Genomic DNA, 13,456 nt, shown 5'->3' with positions numbered 1-13,456 from the left:
CTTCCATGCGTTTTCTTGATCTTTATATCAGTGGGTTTGGAAAATTTCATGACACAGCCGTCTCCTTTGAGGACGGGTTAAACGTCATTTACGGTAAAAATGAAGCCGGCAAATCCACGATCCACACCTTTATCCGCGGCATGCTCTTCGGCATCGAGCGTCAGAGGGGGCGCGCCGCCAGAAACGACATCTACAGCAAATATGAGCCGTGGGAAAACAGCGGCACCTACGAGGGGCAGCTCCGGCTTGAATACGACGACGGCACCATTTACCGGATCGAGCGCTCGTTCCAGAAAAACAAGAAGGAATTTACCGTCATCAACGAGACGACCGGACGCGAGGAACCGGACGGCCGCGCCGTATTGCAGGAAATTTTGGGCGGCATGAGTGAAACCATGTACAACAACACCATCAGCATCAGCCAGTTAAAGAGTGCGACCGATGAAGGTATGGTTTCGGAACTGAAAAACTATATTGCTAACATGAATACCTCTGGCAATATGGCGCTCAATATCACTAAGGCGACCGCCTATCTGAAAAATCAGCGCAAACAATTTGAATCCCAGTTAAGCCCGGAGGCTTCGGTCAACTATACCTCCCTTCTTAGCGAGATCCGCGCGCTGGAACGCGAGCTTTCTTCGCCAAAATATGAGAATCAGTTACAGGAATACTCAAAGCTGCGTGACTCGGTTCGAAATGAACTGGAACATCAGAAAATAGAAAAAGAAGATTTATCCGACCGGCTGCAGAAGAGCCGTCAGGTACTGGATGAGTTTTCCTTTACGGATGAGGCGTCCATCGAGGCGTACCGCAGTCAGGCTGAAACACTCTACCAGGACTATCAGCATGCACAGGTGTCTTCCTCCAGCAAGGGATCCCGGTTTTTCCAGGTGTTTTTCTTTATCGCAGCGGCGATCTGCGCCATCTGCGCCGCATACTGCGGATATCTGGCGTTCTTCCCGCTTCCGTCCCCGTGGCTGGGAGCTGGTCCCACCGCCCTCATATTTGGCGTCGCCGCTCTTGTGCTTCTCATGCTGGGAATCTGCGTCACACGGCACCGGAGCCGCCGCAGGCAGGAGGCGGAGAAAAGTGCCTCTGTTTTATCGGAGATTTTGAGCCGCCACCTGGGCGAATCCGAGATTTCGGATGAATCCATGAAGCTTTTGTCCCAGCGGCTGGACCGCTTCATCACGCTCTGCCACGCCGTTACAAACTCGGAGGATTCACTGGTAAAACGTTCCGAACAGATCTCGGCGCTGATGGCAAAGCAGAATGACTGCAGCCTTGTCATCGAGGAACAACAGCGCGTCCAGTGGGAGTTAGAGAAAAAGCTGGAGCACCTATCCGCCTGCAAAGACCGGGCAGCGGCGCTCAAACACATTTTAAATGAAAATGAGCGCATCCATCAGGAGATCGCCTCCGTGGATCTGGCGCTTGATACCTTAAAAGAGCTTTCCACGACCATCCGGGATTCTTTCGGCCTGTACTTAAATAAGACTGCGTCCGACCTGATCGCCGGAATTACCGGCGGAATTTATTCCAGCATCAGCATCGATGAGAACTTGAATGCGTTTTTAAATACCCGCCGGAAGCTGATCCCGCTTGAACAGGTCAGCAGCGGCACCGCCGACCAGATCTATCTGGCGCTGCGCCTCGCCGCCGCCCACTTTATCCAGGGCGATGCAGACCGGCTGCCGCTCATCTTTGACGACAGCTTCGTCCTCTACGACGACGAGCGCCTGAGAACCGTCCTCAAATGGCTGCCAACCGCCTATTCCGGGCAGATTCTTGTATTTACTTGTCATGAGAGGGAGATGCGGGTGCTGAAGGCGGAAGGAGCTGCGGTGCATGAAGTGCGGTTGTAGGACTCCTTTCATACATAACCGTGACATTGCCTGTTTCCTATGACATTAAAAAGAACGCCATTTTCTGACATGTATTGGTCCGGAAATGACGTTCTTTTTGTTTCTATTTTAAAGGTCTATTTTTAGTCCCGTATTCCCGCCCGATACTTCGCCAGCAGCTTATTGATACGTCCAGTCGGATTTAACAGCTCGCTTAAGGAGGCATCGTGGTTCAGGTTATCGATGATGAGCGCGATGTATTTGCTCATATCGACGCTGATATAGTACGGTCTGGAGAGAAGCTCCGGTGTCTGGTATACCAGGTTGGTGGTCAGGACGCGGTCGATCAGACCGTTCTCATAGTACTCGTCAAACTTCTGCAGTCCGTTGGTAAACAGACCGAAGGTCGCGCATACGAATACCTTTCTCGCCTTGCGGCTCTTTAATTCCTTCGCTACATCTAACATGCTCTCGCCGGAGGAGATCATATCATCGATGATCAGGACATCCTTGCCCTCTACGCTGGATCCCAAGAACTCATGGGCAACGATCGGGTTGCGTCCATTGACGATCCTGGTGTAATCGCGGCGTTTGTAGAACATACCCATGTCGAGTCCCAGCACATTGGAGAAGAAGACAGCGCGGGACATACCGCCCTCATCCGGGCTGATGACCATCATGTGATCGCTGTCGATCTCCAGCTCTTTCTCATTTTTCAGCAGATATTTGATAAACTGGTAAATCGGCTGAACGGTCTCAAAACCCTTGAGCGGAATCGCGTTTTGGACACGCGGATCGTGTGCGTCAAAGGTAATGATATTCTCAACGCCCATATCTACCAGTTCTTCCAGTGCCAGCGCGCAGTCTAAGGACTCACGACCGGAGCGCTTATGCTGGCGGCTCTCATACAGGAACGGCATGATTACGTTGATACGGCGTGCCTTTCCGCCTGCTGCCGCAATGACACGTTTCAGATCCTGATAATGATCATCCGGGGACATATGGTTTACCATGCCGCACAGAGAATATGTCTGGCTGTAGTTGCAGACATCCACGATCAGATACAGATCATCGCCGCGCACCGACGCCTTGATCTCGCCCTTTGCCTCGCCGGAACCAAATCTCGGTGTGTTTGCCCCGATGATGTAGGAGTCTCTCTGATAACCTGAAAATGCGATCGACGTCTTGTGCTCGCTCTCGCGCTCATTTCTCCAGTCCACCAGATATTTGTCTACCTTGCCTACCAGTTCCTCACATCCCTTTAATGGAATCAGTCCCAGCGGACCTACCGGTATCGTCTCAATGATTTTCTCTTCGTACAGCATTTTCCATTTTCCTCCAGCCTGTTTACTCTCTGTTAATTCGCTTTTTTTGCATATGTTAGCGCATTCTAACGTCTCTTTTATATCATTATGTCCCTTATAAGTCAACCCATTACCGGTTTTCCAGCTTTTTTCGTATCCGGATATCCTCGCCGTAGAGCGGAATGATCTGATACTGGCTTATGATCCGTGACATGACGCGGTCGGTAAACTCGTCGCGCATCTCATTGACCGGCAGATTGGTGGAAATGATCGTGCCTTTCTTCCGGTTTAAGCGCTCGTTGACCACATAGAAGAGCTGGGAAGTCGTAAACGTATTCACCAGCTCCGTCCCCAGATCGTCGATGATCAGCAGATCGCACTCTAATAAATACTGGGAGCGGTCGCGATCCTCATCGGTCGCATCATTTGCGAAGCGGTCCCTTGAAAATATCTCATACATCTCCACCGCCGGGAGATACACGACGCTGAAACAGCGCTCAATCAGCTCTTTCGCGATGCAGTTGCTTAAAAACGTCTTTCCAAGCCCCGTTTTTCCGGTAAATAAGATATTTCCCTTTTCTTCTTTAAATCCGTCCACATAGCGGTGGCAGAACGCCGTCACCTGCTCCATATACGCGCGGGCAGTCTTGCCGCTACGTGGATCGATCTTCGTGTCATCAAAATAATCATAGGAAAAATGAGAAAAATTCTCCCGCTCCAGCACTTCCCGGATATTCGACTGGGCGTATAACAGATCGATCTCCCGCTGACGGAAACAGTGGCATTTTATGCCGTCTTTGTACCCGGTATCCTTACAGTCCGGACAATTATACTGCATCTCCAGATAGTCCGCCGGATAGCCGTAGGCGCTCATCAGCACCTGACGCTGCTCTTTCAGGTCTGCGATTGTCCCTCGCAAACGTTTCACCGCGTCCGCATCGCCCGCCAGAAGCTCTTTCGCGCTCTTGACCGCCGCGGCGGCGATCGCATCGTTCATCTCCCGGACCGCCGGTATTTTCTCATAGACCTCGTCAACCCGCGCGTCCAGCTCATGTTTCTTCTGAAGCTGTGTCCGGTTATAAACACGCATGATCGATTCATACTGCGAATTACTGAGTGCCATCGTCCCCTCCTGTCTTCTGCGCTCCGTTTATCATGCTCCATACCATCTCGTCGTAATCATATCCGTGTTCCTCCAGATTGTGGAACCGGTTGGAAGAACGGCTGCTGCCTGCAGACGCCTGCCGGCGCTTCGCCCCGCCTTCTTCCTTCCGTTTTTTATCTAGCTCTGACACATCCCGGAAGCTCTTGACCCCGGCATTTTTCCAATCCCGCAGGATCTTGTCTGCATAGTCAAACGACGGTTTATGTATCTGCCGGATCGTGCGGCTACACGCCTCGACGATCAGCTCGCGCGTGAAACCGTACTCCCAGAACCATTTTTCGATAAATTCACTCTCGACCTCCGCCGGGCTCCGGTCCGAAAGCCCCATCGCCCGCATAACCGCGAATGAACCCTTCGTGTAGCCCCTGCCGCTCGCTTTCGCCTGTTCCACATCCTTGATGCCGCGCTTATGCCAGCCGAGCGCCACCTTTTCCATATAGCGCAGGCTGGTGTGGTGGTTCTGCACGCAGTACTCAATCAGGTATTCCAGCAATTCCCCGGAAAATCCCAGATTCGAATAGAGATTTCCAAGAATCTGGCAGTCCGTCGGTGTGAGCAGCTTGTTTAAATACTGCTGGGCAATATAAATGAGCTGCTTAAACGACTCATCCGAGGTCAGGCGTGACATATCGCAGGCTGCGGCTTCCCGCGCGGCAGTTTTTGTAGATGGCGCAAAGGAACCAGCGCCTGCCAGGGATTCCGTTGAAGCAAAAACCGGCGAAATTTGCTGTCCCGGCGTCTCCTGAAACGATCGCTGTGCCTCTTCACCGACTTCCGTTCCCAGCACCCCGGCTCTCTGCCAGTATGCCAGCGCGCGCTGCACGTCCGCCTCCGTGTGGTTGAGCGCGTCCGCGATCTGTCCGATCGAGACTTCCTCCTGCTGGTGGCGGAGCAGGTACAGATATACCTTCACATATTCTCCACTGGCTCCCGCCATATATGTATCAATAAATACGTCCGGAACCGGCGTCGCGCCCACCGCCAGCCGGTTTTTGAATCCTATTCCCATCGTCTAACTTCCCTCTTAGCCATTCTGTGTCCTCACATTTCCTGTTACCATTTATCTATCAGCAGCCTGCGGCTGTGTAAACCATTCAAACTGCTGTATTTTACTTTTATTTTGAAATATTCTCTATTTGTTCCATCCAAATCTTCCTGTTTTCTTACTTTTCCACCGTTTTGATTTTGTTTCCGGACTTTTCCACAATTTTGCTCCGGACAAGACAGTTTTCATCCATTTATCACAGGTTCACTGCGTCTGTTCCTATCATAACATACCTTTTTTTAAAAAGAAATACTCCTAATTATGGTTCGCGGCCGACACTTTTAGACCAATTTTTCCACTATTTTGATTGTGGATAATGTGGATAATGTGGAAAAAGCCTTCAAAAATCCTCAAAAAATAACCCTTCCTCCGACAAAATCCTTATTTTATCAACATTTTCGGCATTTCCCCATTTCCGCATTTAGGCGCAAAAAATCCACATAGTTCCTTTACATAATATGTTGAAAACTATGTGGATAATGTGGATAACTATATGTACTCTGGGAGTGCATCTATTTCGCAAGGAGGTTTTCCCCTACATTTACAACGTCTCCGGCGCCCATGGTTATCAACAGGTCGCCCTGTGTACAATGTTCCATGACAAATTTTTCTATTTCATCGAACGTCGGCAGATACCATGCTTCTTTTCCTTTTTCTTTTAGAAGTTTCACGATATCCTCTGAGCTGATGCCGAGCGTGTCCGTCTCGCGCGCCGCGTAGATATCCGCCAGAATGACTTTATCTGCCAGTGAGAGCGCCTCGGCAAACTGCGGCAGAAATGCCTTCGTCCGCGTGTAGGTGTGCGGCTGGAAGATGCACCAGAGTGTCTTGTGTGGATAGTTCTGCGCCGTCTTTAAGGTAGCCTCGATCTCATGCGGATGATGCGCATAGTCGTCGATGATGGTAAATCCATTTACCTCACCCTTCTTTTCGAATCGGCGATTGGTTCCGGTAAAATGTGCCAGTCCCACGCGGATGGCGTCCATGGAGATGCCATTTTCCAGGGAAACAGCGATGGCTGCCAGCGCATTGTATACATTGTGCTCACCTGCCACACCGAGCGTCAGGCGCTCTTTCTTCTCACCGCCGATATAAAGATCGAAGGACGGATGCGCGTAATCGTCATACTGGATATCACCGGCACTGTAATCGTTGCCGCGGCTGTGACCAAAAGTAATAACCTTGCCTTTTGCCGCTTCTATGATCCCCTGATAGTTCTCGATATCGCCGTTGATGACAATCGCGCCCTGAGCCGGTACGCGCTCGGCAAACAACTTGAAAGAATGACGGATATCCGCCAGATCCTTGAAGAAATCGAGATGGTCTTCTTCTATATTAAGGATGACCGCCATCGTCGGGTAGAAGGATAGGAAGCTGTTGGTATACTCACACGCCTCCGTCACGAAAAATTCCGGTCCGCCGACACGGATGTTGCCGCCGATCGCCGGAAGAATGCCGCCGACCGAGATCGTCGGGTCATTTTTCGCCTGCAAGAAAATTTCCGTCACCATCGAAGTGGTCGTCGTTTTGCCGTGTGTTCCGGCAATCGCGATCGCATTTTTATAGTTCCGCATCATCTCGCCCAAGAGTTCCGCACGGGTCAGCATCGGGATGCCGCGCCGTTTTACTTCCTGAAATTCCGGGTTATCCGGGTGAATCGCCGCCGTGTAGACTACCACATCGATGCCATCCTGGATATTCTCCGCTTTCTGTCCGATATATACCTTCACGCCGCGCGCCTCCAGGTTATCGGTCAGCTCCGAACGGTGTGCGTCCGAGCCAGACACGGTAAATCCCTCGTCCATCAAAATCTCTGCCAGTCCGCTCATGCTGATACCGCCGATTCCGATGAAATGGACGGATTCTGGTTTATTAAAATCAATCTGATATACATTCTCACTCATATTTGTGCATTCCTTCCCCGCCGCAGGCGGTTTTTGTTTTCGCAGACGCCATAGAAAAACGATATGGAACCGCGAGGCATTGTGTTTTCACGTCCTTTTAATTTAACTTCTTTTACATGAAATTGTCAATATAAGGCAAAAAAAAATAAAAGATACACGCCAGCCATCGCACTGCGATCCGTCTGTAACATGCATCTTTTATATCATTTAAGTTATGTCTTTTTCTTAGCGTCCCGTTGCCAGACACTTGCCGAACAGCATGGTTTTATAACGGTTTAACGCCGCCAGAAGAATGCTTCCCAGCACACCGATTGCCAGCACCTCGCCGATCCCGACGGTCAGCATCATGAACGGAATCAGATCCTCAGAGCCGTATGCAAACCGGAGCACCCACGGTACAATGATCGTGTTGGCCAGGATCGGCGGTACACATACTAAAACCTTACTCTTGCGGAGCGCATAGGAGCCGACTGCCCCGATCAGGGTTGCCAGGCTTCCGAATACGATATCCAATCCGGCTGCCCCGCAGAACAGATTGGATAAAAAGCATCCGACAAAGAGTCCCGGGATCGCTGCCGGGGTAAAGAACGGCAGGATGCAGAGTGCTTCCGAAATGCGGAACTGCACCGGTCCGAAGCTGATCGGCTGGAATGCCATCGTCAGCGCTACGTAGATGGCCGCGATCACCGCGCCATACGCCAGAAAATACGTGTTTTTCAGGTTGTTTTCTTTCATATTCAATTCTCCTTTAGTTTTGTTTTACGAGTGGAAGGTCACGAACACTCGATTCATTTTACGCCGGAAATCGGCGGCAGCCCTGTAAGACCTTGTTTTTGCGGGCTTTGCAACGGGTATGAGTATAACATAGAGCAGATAGAAATACAAGTTTTCTTTTCGCTTATCGCCACTGCAAGTTCTGCCACTGACCACACGGAACACGGGCAAAAATTTTTTCTCTATTTCTCTATCACTCTGCCATAAAAAAGCACTTTCCCTTTCTTTCTATCTCCTGTATAATAGAATCTACATGATTTTGTGCCGGATGCTGCACAGACAGTTGAATCATTCGGGAGATATTGCATTTGCACATTTGACTCAGCTCCCCGACACTCGTCAACCCCATTTCATCATCACAAAGGAAGTATGTATTTTATGAAAGCACTCTATGAACGCTGGACAGCCATCAGCCTGCCTAAACGAATTCTGGGCGGCATGATTCTCGGCGCTGTTCTGGGAATGATGATTCCGCAGGCAGTCGGAATCTCAATCCTTGGAAATCTATTTGTCAACGCATTAAAGGGCATCGCGCCCCTGCTCGTATTTTTCCTTGTTATCAGTTCCCTCTGTCAGGCAAAGCAGAGCCACGGCGGCATCATCCGCACGGTTGTCTGCCTCTATCTGTTTAATACTCTTTTAGGCGCTGTGATTGCGGTCATCGCAAGCAGATTATTCCCGATCACCCTGACACTGGCGCAGGCGGCAGAAGAGACCTCCGCACCGCAGGGAATTGCTGAGGTTCTGCAGACACTTTTATTAAACGTTGTAAAGAACCCGATCACTTCGATTGCAGAAGCGAATTACATCGGTATTCTGGCATGGGCGGTTCTGTTCGGTGTAGCACTGCGCGCTGCCAGTGAGCGAACCAAGGAAATCATGGATAATTTCGCCGGTGCACTCTCAAAGGTAGTTACCTGGATCATCAACTTTGCTCCGTTTGGTATCCTCGGCCTTGTGTTTGACACTGTGTCTACCAACGGTCTGCAGGTATTCACCGAATACGGACGGCTTCTCGCCGTACTGGTTGGATCGATGCTGTTTATCTACTTCGTAACCAACCCGATCCTCGTATACTGGTGCATCCGCCAAAACCCGTTCCCGCTGATTTTCAAGTGTCTGAAACGAAGCGCGGTCACCGCCTTCTTTACCCGGAGCTCGGCAGCAAATATCCCGATCAACATGGAAGTCTGCGAGGAAATGGGACTGGACAAAAATACCTACTCCGTTACCATCCCGCTCGGTGCGACCATCAATATGAACGGTGCGGCTGTTACCATCACCGTCATGACGCTGGCGGCAGCCAATACGCTGGGAATTCCGGTGGATATTCCGACCGCCATCATTTTAAGCGTCCTGTCGGCACTTTCCGCCTGCGGCGCATCCGGTGTTGCCGGTGGTTCCCTGCTTTTAATTCCGCTTGCCTGCTCCTTGTTTGGCATCTCCAGCGATGTCGCCATGCAGGTCATCGGTGTTGGATTTATCATCGGTGTAGTACAGGATTCGGTCGAGACAGCACTCAACTCTTCCTGCGATCTTCTGCTTTCCGCAGCGGCACAGTTTAGGGAGTGGAGAAAAGAAGGACGGGAGATTACCTATTAATTTAAATACTTAAACGCAAAAATCCCTGGTGCTGTATACACCGGGGATTTTCTTTTGCGATTCGATTATCCTATACAGTAAAAAGCGGTTAGACTCTCTCCAACCGCTTTTTTCATATCAGAATCACAGACCTTATTTATTCTTCTCGTAAATAATCCAAAGCCCCCGCAGCAGCAGCTCATCATCCAGCTCGATGTGGTGACGGCACAGCGGAATGATCCGCTTCGCCAGTCCGCCCGTCGCTACGATAGTTGCCTCCTGTCCAAGCTCTTCCTGGATCCGGTCTACCATACCGTCGATGCAGGACGCATTGCCATAGAGAGCGCCGCTCTGCATACATTCAACCGTATTCTTGCCGATCAGGCGCTTTGGCGGGTCAAGGCTGATGCGCGGAAGCTGGGCGGTCCGGCTGGTCAGGGAATTCATCGATACACCTATTCCCGGCAGAATCATGCCGCCGATGTACTGCTTGTTCTCATTCACCACACAGATGGTGGTTGCCGTTCCCATATCGATCAGAATAAGCGGCACCGGATACCGATTGATTCCCGCGACGGCACCGACGATCAGATCGGTACCGACGGAGGACGGATTGTCCATCAGCACTTCCAGACCGATATTCATATCCACATTGACGACCAGAGCTTCCTGCCCCGTCACCTTGCGGATCGCCTCCCGCATCAGGGAGGTAACCGGCGGTACTACCGAACCGATGATCGCGCCGGTGATCTCACTTACCTTGATTTCCCGCAGCTCCAGCACCATTTTCAGGGAAATCGCATAGTCAAGCTCTGTTTTCCCGCTGTCTGTCGCCATCCGCTCTGTAAAGAGGATTTCCCCATCCGCAATACAACCGAGAACCACATTCGTATTTCCGATATCCAATACCAAAATCATACTGTCTTACCCCCTGCTTTTTTCCAGAGCCGGTACAAATTTTGCCCGGTAAAGTGCTGCGCCGACTGCACCGGTGAGGATTGTGGACGATACCATTTCGCATACTGCATTGATTCCTACGAAACCGCATACGAACAGGATAATATTTTTTCCGCCGATCAGCCCCTGCATATATTCGGTATTGCCAAACAGAACCACTAAAGCCGTCATAAAGAAAACTGTATTTAAAAACGCGGAACAGAATCCGGTTACCAGACTCGCCATGTACGCATCGGTTCTGCGGCGTACAAACTGGAAAATGTAGCCTAACAGAAGACCATCCAGCATACGCGGAACGAATCTCTGTACAAATGCCAGAAACGGGTTAATGCTGAAAAGCATCGCGCCCATCGCACTGCTGCCGCCGATGCCGATGCACTGTAAAAAGCTGGTCATGCCGAAGACTGCACCGATCGCTGCGCCGCCTGCCGGTCCCAGTGTGATCGCCGCAATCGCAACCGGAATCACATTAAATGTAATCGCCAGCGGCCCAATATTCAGATATCCGAGGGGAGTGTACGCCATCAGCAGAAGAATGCCGGTCATAAGACCTAAGATGACAAGTTTAGATGTGTTGTTTGTTGTGTTCATGAAATTTTCCTCCTTGTTATTATTCCCGTTCGAAAAACCTGCTGCACCTTCTGTTCACCAGACTGCCGCTTACCTGCGCCAATATCATGTGCATAAAATCCGTACAAATTCTGTTCTTTCCGGCGATACCATCCAGAAAAGCCGCGAGCCAGGGCATTTTAATTCCCCGTCTCTTCCGGTATGATTCTCCATCTCAGATACAGATCCGTATGCAGATACGCACATTCCGGCAGAAGTTTCTTTCTTCTGCCGCTTTCCGCAGATTTGCTGCCAGCACGTTCGGTGCCTGTTTTCTATGGGATACAATACAACTGCTGCCGCCTGTCCCTGTTCACATCTAGTGAAAACCAGGTCAGCCAGCAGACACCTCCACACTATATCACATCACTTTTCAACATACAACCAACAATTCTACCAGAATATGTGCTGTTTTTTATTGTCTTTTCACAAAATACATGTTTCTTTCCTCTCCTGTTATGTGCGCTTACCAAAGACCCCAACAGAGAACGGAAGCCAAAAAAGGTTTACAATTTTTCCTCCAGATGCTATGCTGTTCGAAAATGACCCAGAAAACCAGAGTGCAAACCGAAAGGATATGTATTATGTTAACCGGAAAAACAATTATTTTGGGAGTAACCGGCGGAATCGCCGCATACAAGGCGGCAAACCTTGCCAGCCTTTTAAAGAAACAGCACGCCGATGTGCATGTCATCATGACAAAAAATGCGATGGAGTTTATTACTCCACTGACGTTTGAAACCCTGACCGTCAATAAATGCCTGACAGATACCTTTGACCGGAATTTTAAATTTGAAGTAGAGCACGTGGAACTGGCAAAGAAAGCCGACCTCGCGATCATCGCCCCGGCGACTGCCAATGTCTGCGCCAAGCTGGCACACGGGCTCGCTGATGATATGCTGACGACCACGCTCTTGGCCTGCCAGTGCCCGCGCATCATTGCTCCGGCGATGAACACACGGATGTATGAGAATCCTATTACCCAAGATAATCTCCACCTGTTAGAACATTACGGCTTTACCATCATCGAACCGGCAAGCGGTCTGCTCGCCTGCGGCGATTCCGGAAAGGGCAAATTCCCGGATGAGGGGCTGATCCTGGAATATATTCTCCGCGCGATCGCCTACCCGAAGGATCTCGCCGGAAAGAAGATCCTTGTGACCGCCGGTCCGACCCAGGAAGCGGTCGATCCGGTGCGCTACCTCACGAACCATTCGACCGGAAAAATGGGCTATGCGCTGGCACGGATGGCGATGCTGCGCGGTGCCGACGTGACACTCGTCACCGGCGAAACTTCACTGACTCCGCCTCCATTTGTCAATACTGTCCACATCAAAAGCGCACACGACCTCTTTGAAGCAGTCACCTCCCGGAGTGAGGAACAGGACATTATCATCAAGGCGGCAGCCGTCGCTGACTACCGTCCGGCAGTCGTTTCTGATGAAAAGGTCAAGAAATCCGACGGCGATCTGAGCCTGGCGCTGGAGCGCACTGAGGACACTTTAAGCTACCTCGGCACACACAAACGTCCGGGACAGCTGCTCTGCGGCTTCGCGATGGAGACCTCCCAGCTCGAGGAACGCGCCCGCGGCAAGCTGGAACGCAAAAATCTGGATCTGATCGCTGCCAACAACTTAAAGGTAGCCGGCGCCGGATTCGGAACCGATACAAACGTCATCACGCTGATCGATAAGCAGCAGACCCGCCATCTGGAGCAGATGAGTAAGGAAGCAGCGGCGATGGAAATATTGACGGTTTTACGCGATATGATGAAATAGATTTTGATTGAAATAGATAGAGAAAGAGGAAGCAACCGAGGTTGATGGACGGATGCCTCCTCTTTCATTGAATATGGAATATATCATAAGCATTATTTTTAGAATGTGGCTATTTAAAACGAATCCGCCATACTCCTATGATCAAGATAATTTCACAAAGCAATCGCAATACTTTCGTGATTCGATAAGCCGTATCCTCTTTTATCTCTGGACTCTCCTGCAAGTATTTGCATTCAATAAAAGCCCTTGCCGCAATTTCTCCAAAAACTGCCAGCGCTAAAAATAAAGAAAAGCCTGCCATGCCTTTTGCATAACTGTACAATGACAATAAGAATAAAATAGAGACGCCTAAATTGTATAATGTCAGCCAGAATTTTTTCTTCATATCGATCACCTCTCGATTCTATCTAAGCAAAAAAATCTCATAAAATATTTGTTATCGCTTTTTATTTTTACAAGATTGCTTTTCTAGTTTCTTATTCGTATAATATCAGA

11 protein-coding genes are annotated in these 13,456 nt (G+C 50.1%); 3 read left to right on the top strand and 8 right to left on the bottom strand.

Annotation, left to right across the window (positions count from 1 at the left end):
* The first annotated feature begins 5 nt into the window (after window positions 1–5).
* Window positions 6–1,865: an AAA family ATPase gene (locus tag DWY89_RS13015; protein WP_118524748.1), complete on the top strand. Its 1,860-nt coding sequence runs from the start codon at window positions 6–8 to the stop codon at window positions 1,863–1,865.
* A gap of 122 nt (window positions 1,866–1,987) precedes the next feature.
* Here DWY89_RS13015 and DWY89_RS13010 read toward each other — a convergent pair whose 3' ends face one another.
* The 5 genes from DWY89_RS13010 to DWY89_RS12990 all read right to left on the bottom strand — a co-directional run bounded on the left by DWY89_RS13010 (window position 1,988) and on the right by DWY89_RS12990 (window position 7,997).
* Window positions 1,988–3,169 (bottom strand): ribose-phosphate pyrophosphokinase, encoded by a 1,182-nt coding sequence (locus tag DWY89_RS13010; protein WP_022359580.1) that lies wholly within the window; start codon window positions 3,167–3,169, stop codon window positions 1,988–1,990.
* A 109-nt stretch (window positions 3,170–3,278) separates the two neighbouring features.
* On the bottom strand, window positions 3,279–4,271 hold the full coding sequence (locus DWY89_RS13005) for an ATP-binding protein (RefSeq protein WP_118482233.1): 993 nt from the start codon (window positions 4,269–4,271) through the stop codon (window positions 3,279–3,281).
* Window positions 4,258–5,322 (bottom strand): DnaD domain protein, encoded by a 1,065-nt coding sequence (locus tag DWY89_RS13000; RefSeq protein ID WP_118492973.1) that lies wholly within the window; start codon window positions 5,320–5,322, stop codon window positions 4,258–4,260. The genes DWY89_RS13005 and DWY89_RS13000 overlap by 14 nt, the downstream gene beginning before the upstream one ends.
* Before the next feature lie 548 nt (window positions 5,323–5,870).
* Entirely contained in the window at window positions 5,871–7,262 is a 1,392-nt protein-coding gene (gene murC / locus DWY89_RS12995) for a UDP-N-acetylmuramate--L-alanine ligase (protein ID WP_118524022.1), read from the bottom strand.
* Between the two features lie 225 nt (window positions 7,263–7,487).
* Complete coding sequence (locus DWY89_RS12990; protein ID WP_117796647.1) at window positions 7,488–7,997, bottom strand: QueT transporter family protein; 510 nt, start codon at window positions 7,995–7,997, stop codon at window positions 7,488–7,490.
* A gap of 417 nt (window positions 7,998–8,414) precedes the next feature.
* On the opposite strand from DWY89_RS12990, the gene sstT reads away from it, so the two are divergent.
* Entirely contained in the window at window positions 8,415–9,638 is a 1,224-nt protein-coding gene (sstT, locus tag DWY89_RS12985) for a serine/threonine transporter SstT (protein ID WP_118524021.1), read from the top strand.
* 132 nt (window positions 9,639–9,770) lie between these two features.
* Here sstT and DWY89_RS12980 read toward each other — a convergent pair whose 3' ends face one another.
* Window positions 9,771–10,535 (bottom strand): type III pantothenate kinase, encoded by a 765-nt coding sequence (locus DWY89_RS12980; RefSeq protein ID WP_118524020.1) that lies wholly within the window; start codon window positions 10,533–10,535, stop codon window positions 9,771–9,773.
* Window positions 10,536–10,541: 6 nt separating this feature from the next.
* A complete protein-coding gene (locus tag DWY89_RS12975; RefSeq protein ID WP_022359587.1) occupies window positions 10,542–11,165 on the bottom strand; it encodes an ECF transporter S component in 624 nt (207 codons plus the stop codon).
* Window positions 11,166–11,767: 602 nt separating this feature from the next.
* Here DWY89_RS12975 and coaBC point away from each other — a divergent pair.
* Window positions 11,768–12,961: a bifunctional phosphopantothenoylcysteine decarboxylase/phosphopantothenate--cysteine ligase CoaBC gene (coaBC, locus tag DWY89_RS12970; protein ID WP_118524747.1), complete on the top strand. Its 1,194-nt coding sequence runs from the start codon at window positions 11,768–11,770 to the stop codon at window positions 12,959–12,961.
* Between the two features lie 109 nt (window positions 12,962–13,070).
* Here the strand turns inward: coaBC and DWY89_RS12965 are convergent, their stop codons facing one another.
* Window positions 13,071–13,346, bottom strand: coding sequence for a hypothetical protein (locus tag DWY89_RS12965; RefSeq protein ID WP_118524019.1), 276 nt, complete (start codon window positions 13,344–13,346; stop codon window positions 13,071–13,073).
* Window positions 13,347–13,456: the final 110 nt, after the last annotated feature.

It is taken from the genome of Clostridium sp. AF27-5AA (assembly GCF_003478415.1).
Taxonomy (GTDB): Bacteria; Bacillota; Clostridia; order Lachnospirales; family Lachnospiraceae; genus Otoolea; species Otoolea fessa.
This window is presented reverse-complemented; position numbering and strand designations above follow the sequence as displayed.